This is a genomic window from Pedobacter ginsenosidimutans, from assembly GCF_001442625.1.
GTDB classification, from domain to species: domain Bacteria; phylum Bacteroidota; class Bacteroidia; order Sphingobacteriales; family Sphingobacteriaceae; genus Pedobacter; species Pedobacter ginsenosidimutans.
Genome location: NZ_LMZQ01000044.1, coordinates 1 through 22743, shown reverse-complemented (window position 1 = coordinate 22743; position 22743 = coordinate 1). Strand labels below are relative to the sequence as shown.

At 38.5% G+C, this 22743-nt stretch carries 18 protein-coding genes and 1 tRNA gene; 6 read left to right on the top strand and 13 right to left on the bottom strand.

Annotation, left to right across the window (positions count from 1 at the left end):
• From ASU31_RS24635 to ASU31_RS24600, 8 genes are all read right to left on the bottom strand, one after another.
• On the bottom strand, window positions 1-253 hold a 253-nt coding region (locus ASU31_RS24635; protein WP_057934902.1), incomplete at its 3' end, for a 4-fold beta flower protein.
• 2 nt (window positions 254-255) lie between these two features.
• Window positions 256-696 carry a gamma-glutamylcyclotransferase family protein gene (locus tag ASU31_RS24630; RefSeq protein ID WP_057934901.1) on the bottom strand — a complete coding sequence of 147 codons (441 nt, stop codon included), beginning with the start codon at window positions 694-696 and terminating at the stop codon, window positions 256-258.
• Window positions 697-1224: 528 nt separating this feature from the next.
• The gene (locus tag ASU31_RS24625; protein ID WP_057934900.1) at window positions 1225-1929 is read right to left on the bottom strand and encodes a nucleotidyl transferase AbiEii/AbiGii toxin family protein; all 705 of its coding nucleotides are present in this window, start codon (window positions 1927-1929) and stop codon (window positions 1225-1227) included.
• Window positions 1887-2375 carry a DUF6922 domain-containing protein gene (locus ASU31_RS24620; protein WP_157258285.1) on the bottom strand — a complete coding sequence of 163 codons (489 nt, stop codon included), beginning with the start codon at window positions 2373-2375 and terminating at the stop codon, window positions 1887-1889. The genes ASU31_RS24625 and ASU31_RS24620 overlap by 43 nt, the downstream gene beginning before the upstream one ends.
• Window positions 2376-2458: 83 nt before the next feature.
• Window positions 2459-3670: a site-specific integrase gene (locus ASU31_RS24615; RefSeq protein WP_057934898.1), complete on the bottom strand. Its 1212-nt coding sequence runs from the start codon at window positions 3668-3670 to the stop codon at window positions 2459-2461.
• Between the two features lie 247 nt (window positions 3671-3917).
• A tRNA-Lys gene (locus ASU31_RS24610) sits at window positions 3918-3990 on the bottom strand.
• 191 nt (window positions 3991-4181) lie between these two features.
• Window positions 4182-4880, bottom strand: coding sequence for an NUDIX hydrolase (locus ASU31_RS24605; RefSeq protein WP_057934897.1), 699 nt, complete (start codon window positions 4878-4880; stop codon window positions 4182-4184).
• Between the two features lies 1 nt (window position 4881).
• Window positions 4882-5553 (bottom strand): HAD family hydrolase, encoded by a 672-nt coding sequence (locus tag ASU31_RS24600; protein ID WP_057934896.1) that lies wholly within the window; start codon window positions 5551-5553, stop codon window positions 4882-4884.
• Between the two features lie 190 nt (window positions 5554-5743).
• On the opposite strand from ASU31_RS24600, the gene ASU31_RS24595 reads away from it, so the two are divergent.
• Window positions 5744-6895, top strand: a complete 1152-nt coding sequence (locus ASU31_RS24595; RefSeq protein WP_057934895.1) for an aldose epimerase family protein — start codon at window positions 5744-5746, stop codon at window positions 6893-6895.
• A 156-nt stretch (window positions 6896-7051) separates the two neighbouring features.
• Here the strand turns inward: ASU31_RS24595 and ASU31_RS24590 are convergent, their stop codons facing one another.
• The 5 genes from ASU31_RS24590 to ASU31_RS24570 form a co-directional block, all read right to left on the bottom strand.
• Window positions 7052-8221, bottom strand: a complete 1170-nt coding sequence (locus ASU31_RS24590) for an alpha-hydroxy acid oxidase (RefSeq protein WP_057934894.1) — start codon at window positions 8219-8221, stop codon at window positions 7052-7054.
• A 415-nt stretch (window positions 8222-8636) separates the two neighbouring features.
• Window positions 8637-9458, bottom strand: coding sequence for an amidohydrolase family protein (locus tag ASU31_RS24585; protein ID WP_057934893.1), 822 nt, complete (start codon window positions 9456-9458; stop codon window positions 8637-8639).
• 11 nt (window positions 9459-9469) lie between these two features.
• Entirely contained in the window at window positions 9470-9799 is a 330-nt protein-coding gene (locus ASU31_RS24580) for an L-rhamnose mutarotase (protein WP_057934892.1), read from the bottom strand.
• A gap of 2 nt (window positions 9800-9801) precedes the next feature.
• Window positions 9802-10656: a fumarylacetoacetate hydrolase family protein gene (locus ASU31_RS24575; protein WP_057934891.1), complete on the bottom strand. Its 855-nt coding sequence runs from the start codon at window positions 10654-10656 to the stop codon at window positions 9802-9804.
• Between the two features lie 33 nt (window positions 10657-10689).
• Complete coding sequence (locus ASU31_RS24570; RefSeq protein WP_057934890.1) at window positions 10690-11454, bottom strand: SDR family NAD(P)-dependent oxidoreductase; 765 nt, start codon at window positions 11452-11454, stop codon at window positions 10690-10692.
• Between the two features lie 269 nt (window positions 11455-11723).
• Here ASU31_RS24570 and ASU31_RS24565 point away from each other — a divergent pair, with 269 nt between their 5' ends.
• The 5 genes from ASU31_RS24565 to ASU31_RS24545 form a co-directional block, all read left to right on the top strand.
• Window positions 11724-14459 carry an alpha-d-galacturonidase gene (locus tag ASU31_RS24565; RefSeq protein WP_057934889.1) on the top strand — a complete coding sequence of 912 codons (2736 nt, stop codon included), beginning with the start codon at window positions 11724-11726 and terminating at the stop codon, window positions 14457-14459.
• Window positions 14460-14461: 2 nt separating this feature from the next.
• A complete protein-coding gene (locus tag ASU31_RS24560) occupies window positions 14462-16012 on the top strand; it encodes an MGH1-like glycoside hydrolase domain-containing protein (RefSeq protein WP_057934903.1) in 1551 nt (516 codons plus the stop codon).
• Window positions 16013-16244: 232 nt separating this feature from the next.
• Window positions 16245-17831: a glycoside hydrolase family 28 protein gene (locus tag ASU31_RS24555; RefSeq protein ID WP_057934888.1), complete on the top strand. Its 1587-nt coding sequence runs from the start codon at window positions 16245-16247 to the stop codon at window positions 17829-17831.
• A gap of 1 nt (window position 17832) precedes the next feature.
• Window positions 17833-20649 carry a glycoside hydrolase family 95 protein gene (locus tag ASU31_RS24550; RefSeq protein ID WP_057934887.1) on the top strand — a complete coding sequence of 939 codons (2817 nt, stop codon included), beginning with the start codon at window positions 17833-17835 and terminating at the stop codon, window positions 20647-20649.
• A 188-nt stretch (window positions 20650-20837) separates the two neighbouring features.
• The coding region (locus ASU31_RS24545) for a glycoside hydrolase family 2 protein (protein WP_280739893.1) at window positions 20838-22743 on the top strand (1906 nt) is incomplete at its 3' end.

Genomic DNA, 22743 nt, shown 5'->3' with positions numbered 1-22743 from the left:
ACCCTTTAAGTGGCTTTAATTTCTTCAATGGTTTAAGAGGCCCTCCTGTAGCGACTTCAGAGAAGAGAAAACAATTACCTTTGGAATCCTTTATCCAACCATTTTCAAACCAACCTAAATGTCTGCCAGCGTAGTTGTAAATCGAATTATCGTTGATATAAGCAATTGGGTTGCCGTTGTAATCAAATAGATGTTTATCATCGTCAGTATAAATTGACGGTGTTCCATTTCTGTCGTAAAATGTATAAGGCATAATTATATAGTTTTAGTATTAAGTAAAGTTTCAAAGTATTCGGCCGTCAAAATATCCTTCCCCGCTAGCAAATGATTAAGATATGATGAAGTTGGCAACAACCCATTCACTATCATATCTTGTTGGGCAATGTAAGCAACTACATTTACGGGATTATTGTTGTGGTCATTGACCACAAAATCGACTTTGTTATAATGTTTTGGAAAACCCTCGGCTTTATCAAGTTTCGAGATTTCAAAATCAGGGAATTCATAAATAGCCCCTTCCACAAATTTGCCCACTGAAAACTCTATATTGGCGTAGGAAAAATTGCCATCTTTTGCTTTTTTGTTAAATACTAGTTTATGATTTTCAAGCCTAGCAAATTTTCTTGATGTATAGTTTATTTTCCTTTCTATCATCCTATTTTTATCCATATTTGAGCCGTATGCGAAATATTTCATATTTTTTTAAATTAAAGTATACTTTAAAGGTCAATAATATACCTGACAGTTTAGTTGGGTTTATCTGGTAAAAAGTTACTAACTATAAAATCTGTTTATGATTTTAAATATAAGCCGTATAATCCATAGGTTGGAGCTAATAATTTCAAGTCTACAAAGCTAAGACTAAGCCACTGGCTCCAAATATGGGAAACCGTAAATTTGTTAATGGAACGGTTAAAACGAGAGATAGCGTTAAAAAAATGATCTAAAATAGGGTAATTAACTAATAAATACAACCAGCTATCAAGCAATAATAGTTGAGTGCAGTTGTACGAAATAGCATCGATTAGTGGAATGAAAAGCTGGAATGTTCGCCGACCATTCCCATAATTTAAATAAACGCTTCCTAGCTATAGTGTTATGTCGACACATGAGTACTTTGCATTCGAATAATTAAAATACCTTCATAATCTTAAGGTGCCAATTTGGTACCTTAAGATAAGATAGCTTATCAAAAATTGTGATAAGCTATCTTATTGTGAAAATCTAGCGACTCATCCCTCTGCCACGGTCATTTTTCTGGTTATTTTTTGCTTCCTGAAGCTTACGGTACAATTCCCTACTTTCTAGTAGACCGGTGTATTCACTTACTGCCTTTAAAATGCTTTTCTGCACATCCTGCCATTTTAGCTTTCCATCCATCAGTTTTACGGGAACATTAAAGTCGATATCGTTATAGTACACTAGGGATGACTTAGCGGTGTTGGGATCGACATTTGGGTATTTCTGGCAGTAGTAATCCAATATTTCATCCAAAGGCATTTCTTTTAGAAGGTAATGCATATCGATAAAATCCTTGATCCTTTGTCCGCTATTCACAATTGCATTGATCTTCATGGCCGATATATCCTGATTGGACATCATCCTTATGCCCTCGATTGTTTCTACTGGTTTGATAGACGGGTATTTATGCGAAATAAAATCAAAATCAACTTCGCCAATACTACCACTTACATAGTTGCCCTTGTGGCGTTTTACATCTGCGCCATAGCTGTTCCTTAAGTGTACGGCGAGTCCATCACCATCAAAGTCCGAAGAGCTGAAAAGGTCGATATCTATAGATTCCCTGTGTCCGATCCTTAAAGATAGTGCGGTACCTCCAACAAGGTAAAAGGAGTTGAGCTGATGGTCTTGCATCAATGTCTGGATTAGATCCAGTGTCCCTGGTGTAACTGTTTCTTTGTGTAACATCTGAGTTTTTCTTTGCTCAACTGAAAATATTTGCAAACGGCTTCCATGGTTATATCAGTAAGATAGGTGATGTCTTCTTTGAGGGCCCGGATTACGTTTTCTCTACCATAAAATCTGATCATCTCTTCCCAGTCCCTTTGACTGCCTTTATCAAGAACACGTTCGATAATTGTTTTATAACTTCTGTTCCAGTCCAGTTTATCAAAATCAAAATCCCAGAACAATACCTTTGGAAGGTCTGGTCTTCTGACCTTTTGTATCAATGGTTGTCTTTCAATTTTGATTTCATCGTTTTCGAATGGAATCTTTTTTTTGGAAAGATAATTGTTCAATGTATGATAGTTATAGGTAGGGTAGCTGTCGCAAAATCCCTTGAGACTTGAAAACACATCGATATCTGTACTGGCGAATCTTTTCCAATGCACAACGATTACTCTTTTGTTCAATTCCTTTAACATCCTACAAATCTAACTAAAACAGGAATTAATGCCTAATATTTTTAAATATTTGTCAGTTGTTGTTGATCTATCTAATAATATTTATCATTTAGAATCGCCATATCTGCACTTACCTTTATGTCCAAGACCTTTGCATATATCTGGGTAGTCCTGATATTGGTATGTCCAAGCATCTTCGATACGCTTTCCATTGGCACCCCATTAAGAAGGGTAACAGTAGTAGCGAATGTATGCCTTGCAATATGTGAGCTTAAAGGTTTATCAATGTCGCACACAGTAGCAATTTCTTTTAGATACTCATTCATCTTCTGGTTACTCGAGACTGGCAATGCTCTGTTTTTGGTGATGCAATAGGGATGATCGATATATTTTTCCAATACTGCGATTGCAGGAGTCAATAGGGGAACAGCAGAACGCGTTCCCGTCTTGGTTCTGTTTATATAAACCCATTTTTTGCCATCTAAACCTGTTTTAATATTAGATAAGCTCAGCTTTTCTATGTCAGAATAAGCAAGTCCCGTGAAACAGCAAAAGATAAAAACGTCCCGTACCTGACTCAGTCGCTCGGTTAAGAACTGCTTTTCTGAAATTTTAGTTAATTCATCCTCTGTAAGAAATGAACGCTCTACGTTTTTACTCTTTAGTTTGTATCCAAACATTGGATCGCTGTCTATCCATTTTAAGCTCAAAGAAATGCGTAGGATTTTACCAAGACTTTTCAGATACCTTACTGTGGTATTGTTGGCACAACCGTTTACTGACCTCAGGAAAAAATCAAAATCTCTTATAAACGCATGGTTAATATTTTTGATGTTGATATCTGTTATCTTGTATTTTTCATTCATGAAAGCGACAAGATGCCTTTCCAAAACCTGAAATCGCTTCAAGGTACCAATGGCATATTCCTTTCCCACCAAAGCCTCCATTTTTTCGTTATGAACTTTGATGGCTTCCATCAAGGTATGCTTCCGGACGTCCCGCCCGATAAATCTGCACTTGATGCCTTCGGATGTAATAACCTCGCCTGCATCAAAAAGATCCCTGTAAACCTGGTTGATCATTGACTGGAGATTGTCCAGGTAAGCATTAAAGCTTCTTACATCTTCTTTTTTTCCATCCTGTCTACCAGATTTGGTATTCCACTTTTCGGGATTGCATTCAAGCCCGCTGGTCATTTCTGACCTTTTTCCGCCTACAGTTATTCTTAAATAAACTGGCACATGGCCGCCACGATAGTTTTTCTGCTTTTTAAGATAAAAAAGCAAGCTAAAATTAGTTTTCATATAAACTGAATTAAGGTTAACAAAATTAGCCCTGCAGTCTGAAAACGTCAAGATGTTCGATGCTCGAACGACTTGTTAAACAAGTGGTTATATATAATTCGGTGAGTTCTTTTAGTACCTAAATTACTCACCGAATTACACACTTTTAATATGAGAATCGGTGAGTATTTTAGATTTTCCACCAAAACAAAAAAGCTTGCAATCATTTGATTTGCAAGCTTTTACGTAGTTTTGATACTATTTTCTGTGATCCCGCTGGGATTCGAACCCAGGACCACTACATTAAAAGTGTAATGCTCTACCAGCTGAGCTACGGAATCATTTCCCTTTGTTTAAGGAGGTGCAAATATAGGGATTTATCCTTTTCTTGCAAACATTTTTTGAAAATGTTTTTATTGTTTTTTTAGTTCATGAAAATTAGCGCTTCTAACTGGTTGATTTTAAATTTTGTAAGCCCAAAAAGAATTTTAAAATTTATTTTTAAATGGGTAACATTTTCTCAAATCATTGCCTATTCACTCGCTTTTGGGATAAAATTGAGAAAAGACTGAAACTGTGCCTTGTGTTTGTTTTTATCCAGTTTGAAATAAAAGGCCCCACGGCGCGAACTTGATTTGTCCTTGTCGGCTTGTTTAATTAACAATCCACTGGCTGTAATCTTACGGATAAAGTTCCGGTTATCTATAGGCGAATCGTAAACCTGCTCGTATAAAGTCTGCAATTGCGGTATAGTAAACCGTTTTGGTAAAAGCTCAAATAAAATAGGATGCAGGGCTGCCTGATAACGGATTTTATCCATAGCGGCCTTAACCATTATATCGTGGTCGAAAATTAATTCGGGAACCTCTTTTAGCTTAAACCACTCGGCATGGTACTGATCATTGATCTGTTTACTATATTTATTAATATCGATCAGTGCAAAGTAGACTACTGAAACCGTACGTTCGATAGGATCCCGATCAGGACTACCATAAGCATGAAGTTGCTCCAGGTAAACATCGTGTAATCCTGTTAATTCCAATAAAATCCTTTTAGCGGCACCATCAAGATCTTCACGTTCACCAATAAAACCACCCATCAAACTCCACTTATCCTTTACAGGTTCTATTGCCCTTTTTATTACCAAAAGTTTTAGCTGATCGCCGTCATAACCAAAAATAATGCAGTCTACTGCAAAAAGAACAGGTTTTTGATTTAAATATTTTCCCATGTTAAAATAGCGTATTTAATTTAGCATCGTTATAATCTGTAATATAACCCAAGATATTCGGATAACCTTCAAATTCTTCGATAGTATGTGTTGTGGTTAATACAATACAAGGCATACCTGCATTTAAAGCCGATTCTACACCCTTTGGTGCGTCTTCGAAAACCAGACAATCTGCCGGTGCAATATTTAATGCTGCTGCTGCCTTTAAGAACGTTTCAGGATCTGGCTTGCTTGTTTTTACATCATCTGCACTAACTATTGCATCCAAATAACGACGGATGTTCAATCCATCTACTACAAAATCTATATTAAAAGGTATCGCAGCAGATCCGATCGCCATTGGAATGTTGGCCTCTTTTGTGCGTTCCAAAAAATGATCCAGCCCTTCAATCAGCGCTAAATGTGGCATGTAGCCTTCCTGATAACGCTTTTCTTTATCAATAGAAAGGCGTTCTATTTCTTCTGCGTTAAACTTATCTTTTCCGAAAACGCGTTCTAAAACTTCGTGGTTTTTACCATACATTTCCTTTTTTACGTTTTCGTAATCAAGTTTGGCACCTAAATCTTCCGTCATGATGCTGTACCAGGCTAAAGTATGGTATTCCATATCATTAATCATAGTGCCGTTCAAATCAAAAAGAAAAGCTTTTGGCTTGAAATTTAAATTATGCATATGGCTGCTAAATTATGTGATTTTTTTTACTGTTGAGAATCCTTACCGATATTATGAAAAAATAAGTATAATCGTTACTTTAACGTTAATAATTTTTTTCCTACATTAGCCTTAACCAAAAATAAATCAATATGAAGCCGTATCTAATTTTGTGCACAATTGCAGATCCGCTTTCACAAATTTTTAATCCATGAAAAAAATATTTCTTAAGGCCTTGCCCTTCGCTACATTGTGTTTAGCTGTTGCTTTTACTTCTTGTAACCAAAAATCAGATAAAGGGGCACAAACAACCGAGCAAACTGATTCGTTAAAATATACCACTACTATTAATGGGAAAAGTGTGAAGCTTTATACTTTAAAAAATAAACAAGGTGCTTCAGTTTCCATCACCAATTACGGGGGGAGGGTAGTATCGCTTTTAGTTCCAGATAAAAACAACAAGTTAACTGATGTGGTTTTAGGCTATGATAGTGTGGGGGCTTATCGCAAAAAAGGTGAGCCATTTTTTGGTGCCTTAATTGGCAGATACGGAAACCGTATTGGTAAAGGTAAATTTACCCTGGATGGGAAAGAATATGCTTTACAGCTTAATGATGGCGTTAATACCTTACACGGTGGTACAGATGGCTTTTTCTCGAAAGTTTGGGATGCTCAACAATTAGATGGACAGAAATTAGAGTTGAGTTATGTTTCAAATGATGGCGAAGCAGGTTATCCAGGGAAATTAGATGTAAAGGTAACTTATACCTTAACTGATGATAATGCTTTACAGATTGATTATTTAGCTACTACTGATAAAACTACTGTTGTAAATTTAACCAATCATGCATATTTCAACCTTAATGGTGAAGGCAACAACACGATTTTGGATCATGAATTAACGATTAATGCAAATGCCTACACACCAGTAGATTCTACGCTTATTCCAACAGGTAAATTGCAGCCTGTAGCTGGAACAGCTTTCGATTTCAACAAAGCGAAAACCATCGGAAAATCGATCGAAGAAAATGATCAGCAGTTAAAGTTCGGCAAAGGTTACGATCACAATTTTGTATTGACCCACCATGATGGCAAAACGGCTATTGCAACCGTTAAAAGTCCGGTTACAGGAATAACAATGGAAGTTTATACGGTTGAACCAGGCCTGCAGTTTTATAGCGGCAACTTCTTAACAGGTGCTGATAAGGATGGTAAAGGTGGAAAATCATATCCTCACCGTTCAGCTTTCTGCTTAGAAACACAACATTTTCCTGATGCACCAAACCATGCAAATTTTGCCTCGACAGTACTTAAACCAGGTGAAACTTATAAAACAAGCACAACATACAAGTTTTTGAAATAACGTTAACGGGTTGTATCATAAATATAGAATTGTCATCCTGAGCTTGTCGAAGGACCTACTAATGCACCTTTACGGCGTTTCGACAGGCTCAACGTGACAAATTTCTGGAGAAACTATGTTTATGATACAACCTCTTATTTTAATGCAAATTCCGCTTTAAGGGTTTAATAACCGATCAGGAAATTGTGTAATTTTCTCAATGGTTAATTGTTGCATGATCTGGTATAAATGAGTTTTGAACATATTGATGGTATGATCGCCTCCTTCATTACCTAAAGCGCCAACTCCATACATAAAAGGTCGGCCCATAAAATTGAATTCAGAGCCAACTGCATGTGCTCTTGCTAAATCAACGCCGGAACGGATACCACCATCTAACATGATCTTCAATTTTGACTTGTATAGTGGATTATTCGCCAATTTGATCAGTGAATTGATTGAGGATTCGCCTGCGTCAATTTGTCTGCCGCCATGATTGGAAACAATCACACCATCGGCACCGATCTGGATAGCAGCCTGCATATCTTCATCAGTTGCGATTCCCTTCAGTACTAAAGGTCCTTTCCAAAGATCACGAATGGCAGCAACCTTTTCAATATCAACCTTACCGGTAAATGTTTTGTTCATGAACTGTCCCAGTTGCGACATGTCCATGCCTTTTTCCATGTAAGGCTTTAAGGTAGCAAACGATGGAATTCCATGTTGCAGGGTTTTAATTCCCCATAACGGACGGGCAAAAGCCTGCAAGATATTATTAATTGACATTTTTGGTGGAATGGATAATCCACTCTTAATTTCTTTATAGCGTAAACCAAATGCAGGCACATCTACCAGAACAACTAACACCGGGCATTCGACAGCTTTTAAGCGATTTAAGATATCATCTCTCAAGCTATTCTCCGTAGGGTGGTATAATTGAAACCATGCTTTTCCTTCAGACACTTCGGCAATTCGTTCGATACTACTGGTGGATACGGTGCTTAATGTATAAGGAATATCGGCTTTAGCGGCAGCCTTAGCTAAAATTTCGGGTGCATTAGGCCACATCAAACCTTGCAAACCAATCGGAGATACGCCAAATGGAGCACTGTAACGACGGCCAAATAATTCAACCGACATGTCGATATCTCCACCAACACGTAAGTAATTCGGTTTAAGGTAAATATTGTCGAAATCGCTCTCGTTTCTCGATAAATTAAGCCCCTCATTACAACCACCCTCCAGGTAGTCAAAAGCAAATTTAGGAATCCTTGATTTTGCCTTTTTTCTTAAGTCGGCCACAGAAGGGAATTGAGGATTGTATGGGAATGTAATTTTTTTACTCATATTTAATATTGTAATGGTCAGATTCTATTTTAGAAAGCGAAAACTAATATTTTATATTATATTTTCCATCCTGCTCTATCTGCTATTTTGTACTTATTGTTTTATGTTGGAATTTGTTTGCGCTCGTTTCCAAACGAGTGCATAAATAGCAAAACGATTATATCGTTATAAACGAGCGTTAGCTATAAACTTAATCCGTCATTTCGAGCGGACCCGATAGCTATCGGGTGCAGCGAAGTCGAGAAATCTGTTTAAACTGACATGACAGATTCAAAGATTTCGCCATTTTGTTATGGTCGAGTCGAGATGATCGTTCCAGCACATCATCACCCTGAATTTATTTCAGGATCTTTCATACACAATAGATCTCTCCATTCCACTGCGTTCCAGTCGAGATGACGGCCGTTTCATAAAACTAAACTCCATAAAAAACCTTAGCATTATCGCTAAAGATTAGTTTACGTTCTTCTGCAGAAAATCGCTCAGTGTACTTAGCAACTAAATTAAACCAGTCCTGGTAAGGCCTGCTGATCAGCATTACCGGCCAATCACTGCCATACATTACCCTTTCAGGGCCAAAATGTTCAAACACCTCATCAAAACAATTAAAAAGTTCTTTTTCAGTCCAGTTTTTCCAATCGGCCTCAGCCAATAAGCCAGAAACTTTGCAGCTTACATTTGGATTTGAAGCTAATAGTTTAATATTTGCCGCCCATGATTTCAAATCCTGGCTTTTTACATCTGGTTTGCCACAATGATCCAATACAAATGGTTGATCAGGGATTTGATCAACCATTTTGATAATATCAGCTAATTGATTGTGATAACACAATAAATCGTAAGTGTAACTGTATTTTTTTAAAAGATTAATACCCGCAATAAACTTTTTGTTCAGGATGAAATCGGTGTTTTCAGCTTGTAAAACATGTCGCCAACCTTTAATCTTCTCGAAATTGCTCCAGTAAGTTAAACGTTCGTCTAAATTTGGATCGAGTAAATCTACCCATCCCACAATACCTTTTACAATTTCATTTTGTTCTGCCAGCGATAACAAGAAATGGTTTTCTTCTTCCGATTGGCTGGCCTGTACAGCAATACATCCTGTAATTTGAAGATCTTGATATACCGCTGTAAGATCTTTTGGAGAAAAATCATTACGGATGGCAAACATATCTTCATTTATCCAGCTATCTCTAACCGGATCAAAATTCCAAAAATGTACGTGTGTATCAATCATAAAAAAAGCATTTAAAGTTTAAAAATCTGATCCATTAGCATCCATTTTTCTCCAGGTTTAGAACCGGGTAGTGCCTGCTGGAATTTCCACATCAAATTTTCCCATTCCTGCACTTTTGGATTGGCTAAATCGGCTTTCGATTTTTCCTCAAAAGAAAAGCTTTCATTCACTTCCATAATCATAAACAGCCTGTTTCCTAATAAATAGATTTCCAGATCATCAATGCCAGATGAAGTAATGCTTTCTTTAATTTCAGGCCAAACCGACTGATGATACTGCTTATACGCTTCTATCAGCTTTTCATCATTTACAAGATCGAGTGTTAAACAGTATCTTTTCATTTTTAGTTTCCACTATAGTTTTTAACGGTTTGTTTGCTCGAGCCTAAGCCGTCAATACCTAATTCTACCACATCACCAGCTTTTAAATACCAGGGTTCAGGTTTTTGACCTAAGCCTACGCCAGCAGGTGTTCCAGTCGTAATTACATCTCCTGGTAAAAGCGTCATAAACTGACTGATGTAAGCAATCATAAACGGAACATTAAAAATCAGATTTGAGGTATTACCATCTTGCAAGGTTTTTCCGTTCACCGTTAACCAAAGGCGAAGATTGTGCACATCGGCAATTTCATCCTGAGTGGCGATAAATGGCCCGATAGGCGCGAAAGTATCGCAGCTTTTTCCTTTTACCCATTGTCCGTTTCTTTCGATCTGGAACTCGCGCTCACTATAATCATTATGCAAAACATAACCAGCAATGTGGTCTAAAGCATTTTCTTCAGCAACATAACTTGCTTTTTTACCGATCACAATCGCTAATTCTACTTCCCAATCGGTTTTTTTACTGTTTTTTGGAATGATCAGGTCATCGTTTGGTCCAACAATGGCTGAAGTAGCTTTGAAAAACAAAATGGGCTCAGATGGGATAGGGGCATTGGTTTCTGCAGCATGGTCTTTATAGTTTAAACCCACACAGATTATTTTAGAAGGGCGGGCCAAAGCAGGGCCAAGGCGTACACCTTTATCAACCTGTGGTAAATCAGCAGATTGAATAGCAGTCTTCAATTTCTCTAAACCATCGCCACCAAAAAATTCTTCATTATAATCTTTAACCAATGCAGAAACATCGAAATAATTATCGTTTATAATTACCCCAGGTTTTTCAGCTCCGGCTTCGCCAAATCGTATTAATTTCATTATAAAATTCTTTATTGTATTTGAAAATATTTATTAATTGTTTAAGGTAGTAAATCCACCGTCAATTGGGTAATCGCAACCTGTAATAAATGAGGCTTCATCGCTACATAGGTATAAAGCCAGGGCACCAACCTCTTCTGGTTTAGCCATTCTGCCAATTGGTTGTGTTTTAGATAACTTTTCGAACATTTCGGGGATGTTATCCGGATAGTTTTTCTGTAAAAAGCCATCAACAAATGGGGTATGAACCCTTGCTGGCGAAATTGAATTACACCTGATGTTTTCGCCGATATAATCTTTCGCTACACTCATGGTAATTGCTTTTACAGCACCTTTTGCAGCACTATAAACAAAACGGTCAGGTAGACCAATTAATGCAGCAATTGAGGCCATATTGATAATTACACCTCCGCCAGATAAACGGATCTGTGGAATGGCAGCATGCAAACAGTTATAAACGCCCTTCACGTTTACGCGCATTACACGATCAAAATCAGCTTCATCTGTAGTATCTGCTTTGCCAATATGTGCAATGCCCGCGTTATTGATCAGGATATTGATATTTCCGATCTGTTTAAAAACTTCGTGAACCGCTTTATGGTCTGAAACGTCACATCCATAACTGAATGCTGATCCACCATTTGTTTTAATTTCATCTAAAGTATCCTGGGCGTGTTCTGTTCCCAATTCTATGATGTGCACCTCAGCACCCTGTTTAGCTAAAATGGTAGCAATAGCTTTTCCTATGCCGCTTCCCCCGCCTGTAACTACGGCTTTTTTGTTTTTTAGTGAAAACATGTATATGATTATAAATTATAATTGATTAGAATACGAATACAAATAAAATAAATATTGTTGATTAAAAATTTTATCTTCTTGTCTAAATATTAACAGATATTGTCATACGCCATTCTGGATATTCCAATGGCCTTACCTTGCATAAATTTTACAAAGCCATTCGGTATTATTACTTATATTTGAATATTACATTTATATTTAAAAATAAATATTAACCAAATATTACATAAAAACCTAGCTTACAGGTTTTGTTATTAGAGCCAATTTGAATGAGAAATTTTCTGATTTTTATTTCCTGTTATTTTCTATCGATATCATTTTCTAATGCCAGTGTTCGGGTGCCGAAAACGATTGTAATTTCTACGGAAAATCATGTTCGTGTGCGTTTTGGTGCCAAAAAGCTATCAAAAGCTTTAGCTAAGCTGAATTACTCAACAAAAATTGAACAAAAAGACAAACTTAGCACTACTTATAACGCAATTGCGATTGGTGTGTTTTCGGATAAACTTTTTGTCAATAATCTTCCGGCAGAGATTAAAAATAGGATTTCAACGACAAAAAAAGAAGGCTTTCATATCTATACAGGGAAAAACGGAATGCTATATATTGTTGGCAACGATGCATCGGGTGCGCTGTACGGATGTATTGAACTTGCCGATCAAATCAAGAGCAGTGGTAAATTACCTAGGCAGATAGCCCTTTCCGACCAGCCTGAAATGGTATTAAGAGGTACCTGTATCGGTCTACAGAAACCTGATTACCTGCCCGGTCATGATGTTTATGAATATCCTTATACCCCAGAAACTTTCCCGTGGCTTTACGATAAAGTTTTATGGATTAAGTACCTGGATATGATGGTCGAAAACCGCTATAATTCGCTTTATTTATGGAACGGACATCCTTTTTCTTCGCTGCTGCGCTTGAAAGATTATCCTTATGCAGTAGAGGTGGATGATGCGACTTTAAAAAAGAATGAAGAAATCTTCCAGTTTTTAACCAAAGAAGCTGATAAACGCGGCATCTGGGTGATCCAGATGTTTTACAATATTATTATTCCAAAACCATTTGCCGATAAACACGGCTTAAAAACACAAGACAGGAACCGTCCGATTATTCCTTTAATTGCTGATTATACCCGAAAATCGATTTCATCTTTTGTAGAGAAGTACCCAAACGTTGGTTTAATGGTGGCTTTGGGTGAGGCAATGGAGGGTGTTGGTCAGGATGATATTGATTGGTTTACCAAAACGATTATTCCCGGGGTGAAAGATGGATTAAAAGCAGCCGGCATTAAGGAAGAACCTCCGATTGTATTGCGTGCACATGATACCGATGCACCAAGTGTGATGAAAGCTGCTCTACCTTTATATAAGAATCTATATACCGAAAATAAGTTTAATGGTGAGGCTTTAACTACTTATACCCCTCGTGGGGCATGGGCCGATTTAAACAGGAAATTAGCCGCTATTGGTACGATCAATATCTCTAACGTGCATATTTTAGCTAATCTAGAGCCTTTTCGCTATGGTTCGGCAGACTTTATCCAGAAATCAGTTCAGGCGATGAACAAGATTTATGGTGCAAAAGGTTTGCATTTATATCCTCAAACCAGTTACTGGGATTGGCCTTATTCGGCTGATGAGGTAAAAGGAAGGTTATTGGAAGTAGACCGCGATTGGATCTGGTACAAGGAATGGGCAAGATATTCGTGGAATTCGCAGAGAGACCGTAGTGAAGAAATTAACTATTGGGGAAATGAGCTGGCTAATAAATATGGTGCTAATTTAACTGGAGGTAAAGCTATTCTGAATGCCTATGAAGAATCGGGTGAGATATCACCCAAACTTTTGCGCAGGTACGGCATTACCGATGGTAACCGACAAACGTTAACCCTGGGCATGCTGATGACGCAGCTCATTAATCCGTTCCGTTATGGCTTGTTTACCTTAATGTACGAATCAGAAGCGCCAGAAGGCGAAATGATTATCGAATACGCAGAAAAAGAGTGGAAGAAACAAGGTCATATTGGAGAAACCCCGGTTCAGGTGGCACGCGAAGTGGTTGAACATGGCAAAAAAGCCATTCAATCTATTAATGAGGCTGCACCCGGCATAACAAAAGATACTGCAGAGTTTAAGCGACTTAGAAATGATATCTATTGTTATGATGAAATGGCTAATTTTTATGCTGAAAAAGTTAAGGCAGCCCTGTGGATACTGCGATATAAAAATTCGAACCAGGTAGCTGACTTGGAACAGGCATTACCTTTTCTCCAAAAAAGCGTAGATCATTATGCTAAACTGGTTAAATTGACGGAAAACAGTTACCTGTACGCCAATAGCATGCAAACCAAGCAGCGCAAAATCCCGATGCGTGGTGTAGATAAAACTTTTATCCACTGGAAAGAGATGTTACCCGTTTTTACCAAGGAACTTAATCATTTCAAACGCAGCATCGATTCTCTGAAATCAATAAAACAGGGAACGGTTGCTGCAATTGTGCCTTATAAAAGTGCTGATGTTAAAGTTTTAAACGAAACAGAAAGTTATGTGATAGCCAAAGATGCACCACTTTTTGCAGATACTGCAATTAAGATTAAAGAAGTTGCAGCGCAGTTGGTGGGTTTAAAGGGAATTAAGCTGGCAAAGGAAAAGCAAATTAAAATTGGGACCGAAATTAAATTCAGCACCAAAGCACCTGTAAAATTGCTGATAGGCTTTTTTAATCAGAAAGATCCTCAATACCTTGCTCCTCCACAGCTGGAAACAGATGCGAGTGCCAACAATTATGGTCAATCGGAGATTAAAATATCAAATGCCTTAGTGCCTTATGGTTTTCCACCGGTAAATGTCCATGCTTATTCTTTCCCTGCAGGCACACATACTTTAAATTTAGGTAAAGGGGCCTGTCTGGTTTTGGGGTTTATTGATGACAAACAGGAACTGCGGATTTTTAATGCAGGTTTAGATGGTAGGGGAAAAGACATCGATTGGTTATTTGAATAATGATGAATACAAGAAATTTAATTGTAACAGCAGCATTGTCGGCGCTGACAATCACGGGCTCTGCACAGCAGAAATCAATTCTGGGTACCGAAAAGCTGAATAAATATGTCACATATTTCAATTCGATCGACACAGAGGCCGTGAAAAACTATGTGCCCAATGCTGAAGCCTTTACATGGTTAGCTGAGCAGATACCTTTATTCGAATGCCCCGATTCGGTATTGGAGCAAAACTATTATTACCGCTGGTGGACTTACCGCAAACATTTGGTTAAAACTCCTGAAGGATTCATTTTTACCGAATTTATCGAACCAGTTAAACATGCTGGGAAGTATAATTCTATTAGCTGTGCATTAGGTCACCATATTTACGAAGGCAGGTGGTTAAAGGATAATCGGTATTTAAAAGATTACATCAAATTCTGGCTTTACCATGCCGATGTTGGCCAAACCAAACAACGTTTCCATCAATTTAGCAGTTGGGTAGATGATGCAGTTTATCAGAATTATCTGGTTCAGCCTGATCAGGGATTTTTGAAGGAAATTTTGCCTGCGTTGGATAAAGATTATGGCAAATGGGAAGCCGAAAGGCAGTTTAAAAACGGTCTTTTCTGGCAACATGATGTTAAAGATGGCATGGAAGAATCGATCAGTGGTTCACGTAAAGACCAGAACCAGCGGCCAACCATAAACAGCTATATGTATGGCAATGCTATGGCTTTAGATAAAATTGCGGTTCTTTTAGGTGATAAAACCTTAGCTGATAAATACAAAAACAAAGCAACTGTACTCAAAAAGCTGGTTCAGGATAGTTTATGGAATGCTGCTTCTTTGTTTTTCGAAACAAGAAAAGCCAAAGGAGGTTCATCGGATGTTAGAGAAGCCATCGGTTTTACGCCGTGGGAATTTAACTTGCCTGACGATCAGTCAAAATATGCAAAAGCCTGGGATCAGTTACTGGATACCGCCGGATTTAAAGCACCCTGGGGCTTAACTACGGCTGAAAGAAGAAACCCAACATTTAGAACGAGGGGAACAGGGCATAGCTGCGAATGGGATGGTGCACTTTGGCCTTTTGCCAGCTCACAAACGTTAAAAGGATTGGCCAATCTGTTAACCAATTATAAAAAGCATGGTAAAATGACTGCCGAAGTCTTTTACAAGGAACTTCATCAGTATGCGGCATCTCATATTAAAAACGGAAAACCTTACATCGGTGAGTATCAGGATGAAAAAACCGGAGAATGGTTAAAAGGTGATAATCCAAGGAGCAGTTTTTACAATCATTCTACTTTTAATGATCTAATCATCAATGACCTGATCGGAATAAAACCACGTCAGGATAATGTGCTTGAAATATCGCCATTAATCCCTAAAAAACAGTGGGATTGGTTCATGTTAGATCAAGTTTCGTATCACCATAAAACATTGACTATTTTGTGGGATAAAACCGGAAAAAAATATAATAAAGGCAAAGGATTGCTGGTGTTTGCAGATGGTAAAGAAATTTATAAAGGGAAGGATTTAAAGCCTTTAAAGGTACAGATGAATTAATGAAATACCTTGGTCTGTGTCCTCACAGACCGAAATAAAATTGATCAAGAGGCGATGAAATCGCCATTCTCACGCATCCTCGTTACAAACGAGGACGATGTGGGCTTAAAATGGAAATTGATGGTCATTGCGAGGCACGAAGCAACCCTAAAGCGTTAGTTATTATGCCTAGCGATAGTAGTAAGATTGCTTCGTGCCTCGCAATGACGGAAAAACAATAAAATATAACCAAATGAAACATTCCATCAATATTATTAAAGCTTTAATTTTTATTCTTGCCTTTGGTATCGGTTTAACTGCAAAAGCCCAGTCTTATTACAACGTAATTAAATACGGCGCAAAAAAAGACAGCAGTAAACTGGCTACAACAGCAATCAAAAATGCGATAGAAGCGGCATCAAAAGCGGGAGGCGGAACAGTTTATTTTCCTGCGGGAAAATACCTAACCGGCGCTATCCATTTAAAAAGCAACATCACCATATTAATTGATGCAGGTGCTGAATTACATTTCAGCGATAATTTTGACGATTATTTACCTATGGTAAAAAGCCGTTACGAAGGTGTTGATGTAACCAGTTTCTCGCCTTTGTTTTATGCTTATAAAGCGGAGAATATCTCGATTATTGGTAGGGGAATTATCGATGGACATGGTAAAAAATGGTGGGATTTTGTAGAAGGTTATAAGGAAGGGCAACCGCGATCGAAATGGCAAACCACATTTGATGGTTTAAACCAAGATATTATTTTGCCGGATGATCCTAAGCAAATGAAACGTGGTTTTCTTCGTCCGCCGTTTATACAACCAATGTTCTGTAAAAATGTACTGATCGATGGAATAACCATCCGCAATTCGCCTTTTTGGACCGTAAATCCCGAGTTCTGCGAAAATGTTAAAATTCATGCCGTTACCATCAACAATCCCCATTCGCCGAATACAGACGGCATTAATCCTGAATCTTGCAAAAATGTGCACATTTCAGATTGCCACATCAGTGTGGGCGATGATTGTATCACGATCAAATCGGGTAAAGATGCACCAGGCAGAAAAATGGCTGTTCCTGCAGAAAATTACGTGATTACCAATTGTACCATGTTATCAGGTCATGGTGGAGTGGTTATTGGCAGTGAAATGTCGGGTGATGTACGTAAAATAGCCATCTCGAACTGTGTCTTCGACGGAACGGATAGGGGGATCCGCATTAAAACAGCCCGTGGAAGAGGTGGTGTTGTTGAAGAGATCAGAGTGAGTAATATCATCATGAAAAATATTAAAGATCAGGCGATTGTACTCGATATGCAATATGCGAAGACGAATGTAGAACCCGTTTCTGATCGTACACCGATTTTTAGGAATATTCATTTCAGTAATATCACAGGCCGGGTTAACCAGGCAGGTTATTTAAATGGGTTAGAAGAAATGCCTATTGATAATATTACCTTCAATGATATTAATATGGATGCCAAAACTGGTTTTTCTATTCAAAATTCCAGTAATATTGAGTTTCATAACGTTACGGTGAATACCGAATTAGGTGCATCGATAAAGGCATTAAAGGTGAATAATTTAATTGTTGATGGTTTAAAAAGTAATAAACCTCATGCCAATGCGGCTGTAATTGATATCACTAATGTATCTGATCTGTTCCTGTATAATGCTTTTCCGGTTACAGGAACTGTTACCTATTTGAAATTAAACGGGGCCGAGACTAAAAATATATTCTTGGGAAATAATAATTTTAGGCGAGTGAAAGAGGCAGTTAAAAAAGAAAAAGAAGTAAACAGTAACATTGAGATTATTTCAGGCGATAAAGGACAATAATATGAGGTTTAAACTTTTATTAAGCACATCATTTTTAATATTGACTGCGCATTTTGGCAGCTACGCACAAGAAAACAACCATACTCTATGGTACACTAAGGCTGCAGAAAAGTGGACTGATGCTTTACCAATCGGAAATGGTAGATTGGGCGCCATGATTTTCGCTGGAACGGCTGCAGATCATATTCAGTTTAACGAAGAAACCGTTTGGACGGGTAAACCTAGGGATTATAACCGAAAAGGTGCCTATCAATACCTGCCTGAAATCAGGAAATTACTTTTTGAAGGAAAACAGGCAGCAGCAGAAGCTTTAGCACAAGAACATTTTATGGGCTTGCAAAGTACATCTGGCGACAGGAAAGTTTGGGTAAATGAAATTAAGGCTGGGAAAGGTTTAAAAGGAAATCCTGCACTAGCCAATTTTGAAGATAAACTTTGGAAAACAATAAAAGTACCTGCCTACGAAGGCTGGGAAACGGTAGGCTTAGCCAATTTAGACGGAGCCGTTTGGTTCAGAACCACTTTTGATGCGCCCGAAAATTGGGCAGGAAAAGATCTTGTACTCGATCTTAACCGCATCCGTGATCAGGATTTTACTTATATAAACGGTCAATTGATTGGTAATACAGATAATACGGAGCCAAGAAAATATACTGTTCCTGCAAGACTGATTAAAAAAGGTAAAAATGTAATTGCTATCCAGGTGCTTAATTATTTCGATAAAGGCGGATTGGCTGGTTATAAAGACACCACAAAAAAGATTGGCATTTATCCTGTTGGCGAAAGTATAGAGCGGGGCATTTCGTTAGTTAAAGATTGGAAATATAAAATCCAGGATGAAAACCCGCCAGCAGTTCCGCAATACCAGGGAAGTTATCAGCCTTTTGGTGATTTGAATCTATATTTTAAACAAACAAAATCGCTTGTAACTAATTACAAGCGTTCCTTGGATATCAGTACAGCGGTTGCTAAAACCACTTATACACTAAATGGTGTAAATTATCAGCGTGAGTATTTTGCAAGTCAACCGAATCAGGCTGTAATAATCCATTTAACGGCCGATAAAAAAGCATCCATCAGTTTCGATGCTGAACTTTCCAGTGCCCACCGAAAATCATCCGTGAAAACTTTAGCGAATAATGTAATTGCTTTATCTATTCAGGTAAAAGACGGCGCGATTAAGGGAGAAAGCCGGTTAACAGCTTTAATCAAAAATGGATCTGTGAAAATGATTAATGGCAAAATCAGCATCAATCAGGCAGATGAGGTGACACTTTATTTAGCGGCTGGAACGAATTTTATCAATGCGCAGGATGTTTCCGGAAATCCGTCAACAGCAAACATTAAAGCTTTGAATGGATTAAAGGGTAAAACGTATACCGAAATCAAACAGAAGCACATTAAAGAATATCAAAGCTATTACAATACTTTTAGTGTCGATTTTGGCCGATCAGATAATGAGAACCTTCCTACAGATGAAAGACTAGCAAAATTTGCAACTGCGAACGATCCTGCTTTTGCAGCCTTATATATGCAGTATGGAAGATATTTGTTGATTTCCAGCTCCAGGCCTGGTACTCAGCCAGCCAATCTTCAAGGGATTTGGAACGATTTACTTACGCCACCGTGGGGAAGCAAATATACCACCAATATTAACCTGGAAATGAACTACTGGCCGACTGAAATCCTTAATTTATCAGCCTTAAACGAGCCGCTTTTCAACAAAATCAAAGGACTGGCAAAAAACGGAGCCGAAACCGCAAAAGCATATTACAATGCCCGCGGTTGGGTTTTACACCACAATACCGACTTATGGAATGGAACAGCACCCATCAACGCTTCAAATCATGGTATTTGGGTAAGTGGAGGTGCTTGGTTAAGTGAGCATTTATGGGAACATTACCAGTTTAGTAAAGATCTTAAGTTTCTGGAAAGCGAAGCCTATCCTTTAATGAAACAAGCTGCTTTGTTTTATGAAGATTTTTTAGTGAAAGATCCTAAAACTGGCTGGTTGATCAGTACGCCATCTAATTCGCCAGAAAATGGAGGTTTAGTGGCTGGCCCAACAATGGACCACCAGATTATCAGATCGCTTTTCAGAAATTGCATAGCAGCAGCCGAAACGCTTAATGTAGATGCCGAATTTAGAAAATCGCTAACGGAAAAGGTTAAACAGTTAGCACCAAATCAGATAGGCAAATACGGGCAGTTACAAGAATGGTTAACAGATGTAGATGATACCGCAAGTAAACACCGCCATGTTTCTCATTTATGGGGGGTGTATCCTGGAAATGATATTACCTGGGATAGTAACGAAAAGATGATGCAGGCGGCAAAACAGTCCTTATTGTATCGGGGAGATGATGCTACAGGCTGGAGTTTAGCCTGGAAGATTAATTTCTGGGCCAGGTTTAAAGATGGTGATCATGCCATGAAACTGGTAAAAATGTTAATGAAACCAGCCAATAATGGGGCAGGTTCTTATGTGAATCTTTTCGATGCGCATCCGCCTTTCCAAATAGATGGAAACTTTGGTGGTGCAGCCGGAATCGCCGAAATGATTGTACAGAGCCATCAGGGCTATCTGGATATCTTACCGGCTTTGCCAGCAGCAATTCCCAACGGAGAAATTAAAGGTTTACAGGCACGCGGTGGATTTGAACTGGATTTAACATGGAATAAGGGTGTATTGACCTCACTTACCATAAAATCCAAAACAGGTGGGCCATGTAAAATCCGTTACAAAAACAACAACGTTACGTTCGAAACTAAAGTTGGCGAAACCTATAATTTAAATGGAGATCTGAAAGCGAGATGAATCAACTTACGAAATCTAAAAGGGCTGAGCGGGAGAAGATTTCATCAGTTTTAGCCTGGATTAACACACGCCAGATTTGCCTGAACACATCCCCGCGAAATTTCCCGAAGAGGTTCGTGGTGACACGTACCTTGGCTAGGTGCCTTGGTTCGTTTCGCCACGAACCAAAGAGAATTCAATTTAAACAGTTGCTTTTACTGTTGTTATTCTTCATCAATTTCTATGGGGCAAGTTCACTCTATGCACAAAACCAAACCCGGAAAGATATTTTATTAAACGCCAATTGGCTCAGTATCGCCGATGAGAAAAATAGCAACGCTTATGATGGCTTTCAGGAGGCAAATTATAAAACAACAAACTGGAAAAAAGTAAACGTTCCGCATAACTGGGACCAATATGAAGGTTATCAACGCAAACTTCATGGTAATAGACATGGTTATGCCTGGTACCGGAGAACCTTTTTAAGCAATGAAATTAAGAAGGGAAAACGATTTTTTCTATATTTTGAAGGTGTAGGTTCTTATGCCACGATTTGGTTAAACGGTAAAAAAGTAGGCTATCATGCTGGAGGCAGAACAACTTTTACATTAGACATTACTGCTGCAGTTAAGTTGAATAATCAGGAAAATATCCTGGCAGTTCGGGCCGATCATCCAGCAAATATCCAGGATTTACCCTGGGTTGATGGCGGCTGCTCTACCGAACGGGGTTTTTCAGAAGGCTCGCAGCCCATGGGTATTTTCCGTCCGGTACATTTAATTGTGACTAATGATATCCGCGTTGAACCTTTTGGTATCCACATTTGGAACGATAATAAAATATCAGAAAAGTCGGCTATTCTGAATCTGAGTACCACAGTTAAAAACTATAGTTTAAAGCCTAAAAAGATATCCATAATCAACAGATTACTAGATCAAAATGGAAAGCAGTTTAAAGAATTAAAGAAAATAATAATTCTTCCCGTTGGCAAAGAAGTTCAGATTGATCAGCAGACCGATAAAATCATTAATCCTAAACTTTGGTCTTTAGAAAATCCATATCGCTATACTCTACAAACCACTATCATCGAGAATGGAAAAATTGTAGATGAACTGAAAACACCTTACGGTATCCGTTGGATCAGTTGGCCTATTGGCGAACAAGCGAACCAGAAACAGTTTCTATTAAATGGTAAACAGGTTTTTATTAATGGTATTGCAGAATATGAGCATTTGATCGGCCAGAGCCATGCTTTTAGCAACGAACAGGTCAGTTCGAGAGTTAAGCAAATTAGAGCTGCAGGTTTTAATGCTTTCCGCGATGCACATCAACCACACAATTTATTGTATTCCGATTATTGGGATAAGGAAGGGATTTTATGCTGGACCCAAATGGCTGCTCACATCTGGTACGATACGCCGGAATTCCGGAAGAATTTTAAATCGCTTCTAACAGACTGGGTAAAAGAACGCAGGAACAGTCCGGCGGTGGTGTTATGGGGATTGGAAAACGAAAGCACCCTGCCAGAAGATTTCGCAAGAGAATGTACCGAACTGATCAGAAAATTGGATCCAACAGCTTCATCACAGAGAAAAGTGACTACCTGTAATGGCGGTAAAGGAACGGATTGGGACGTACCTCAAAACTGGACGGGCACTTATGGCGGTAATCCGTTAACTTATGGAGAAGACCTTCAAAGGCAGGTTTTGGTTGGCGAATACGGTGCCTGGCGAACTATTGATCTTCATGATACGGATGACAATGGCAAAGGTTATACCGAAAATAAAATGACCGATCTGATGGAAACAAAAGTTCGCCTGGCCGAATCGGTGAAAGATAAAACCGCTGGTCATTTTTTCTGGTTGTACAGCTCACACGATAACCCGGGAAGGGTACAAGGGGGAGAAGGATTACGAGATTTAGATCGGGTTGGCCCGGTAAATTATAAGGGCATGTTTACGCCTTGGGAAGAACCCACGGATGTATTCTATATGTTCAGGGCAAATTATGCCCCAAAACAAACTGAGCCTATGGTATATATTGTTTCGCATACCTGGCCAAACCGTTGGAACAAACCAGGGATAAAAGACAGTATTGTGGTTTATTCTAACTGCG

What these genes read in the sequence shown, in the direction of transcription:
- ASU31_RS24630 (WP_057934901.1), bottom strand. Translation starts at nt 696, where the DNA reads ATGAAATATTTCGCATACGGCTCAAATATGGATAAAAATAGGATGATA.
- ASU31_RS24605 (WP_057934897.1), bottom strand. Translation starts at nt 4,880, where the DNA reads ATGGGAAAATATTTAAATCAAAAACCTGTTCTTTTTGCAGTAGACTGC.
- ASU31_RS24580 (WP_057934892.1), bottom strand. Translation starts at nt 9,799, where the DNA reads ATGAAAAGATACTGTTTAACACTCGATCTTGTAAATGATGAAAAGCTG.
- ASU31_RS24595 (WP_057934895.1), top strand. Translation starts at nt 5,744, where the DNA reads ATGAAAAAAATATTTCTTAAGGCCTTGCCCTTCGCTACATTGTGTTTA.
- ASU31_RS24565 (WP_057934889.1), top strand. Translation starts at nt 11,724, where the DNA reads ATGAGAAATTTTCTGATTTTTATTTCCTGTTATTTTCTATCGATATCA.
- ASU31_RS24575 (WP_057934891.1), bottom strand. Translation starts at nt 10,656, where the DNA reads ATGAAATTAATACGATTTGGCGAAGCCGGAGCTGAAAAACCTGGGGTA.
- ASU31_RS24600 (WP_057934896.1), bottom strand. Translation starts at nt 5,553, where the DNA reads ATGCATAATTTAAATTTCAAGCCAAAAGCTTTTCTTTTTGATTTGAAC.
- ASU31_RS24590 (WP_057934894.1), bottom strand. Translation starts at nt 8,221, where the DNA reads ATGAGTAAAAAAATTACATTCCCATACAATCCTCAATTCCCTTCTGTG.
- ASU31_RS24550 (WP_057934887.1), top strand. Translation starts at nt 17,833, where the DNA reads ATGAGGTTTAAACTTTTATTAAGCACATCATTTTTAATATTGACTGCG.
- ASU31_RS24555 (WP_057934888.1), top strand. Translation starts at nt 16,245, where the DNA reads ATGAAACATTCCATCAATATTATTAAAGCTTTAATTTTTATTCTTGCC.
- ASU31_RS24625 (WP_057934900.1), bottom strand. Translation starts at nt 1,929, where the DNA reads ATGTTACACAAAGAAACAGTTACACCAGGGACACTGGATCTAATCCAG.
- ASU31_RS24615 (WP_057934898.1), bottom strand. Translation starts at nt 3,670, where the DNA reads ATGAAAACTAATTTTAGCTTGCTTTTTTATCTTAAAAAGCAGAAAAAC.
- ASU31_RS24585 (WP_057934893.1), bottom strand. Translation starts at nt 9,458, where the DNA reads ATGATTGATACACACGTACATTTTTGGAATTTTGATCCGGTTAGAGAT.
- ASU31_RS24570 (WP_057934890.1), bottom strand. Translation starts at nt 11,454, where the DNA reads ATGTTTTCACTAAAAAACAAAAAAGCCGTAGTTACAGGCGGGGGAAGC.
- ASU31_RS24560 (WP_057934903.1), top strand. Translation starts at nt 14,462, where the DNA reads ATGAATACAAGAAATTTAATTGTAACAGCAGCATTGTCGGCGCTGACA.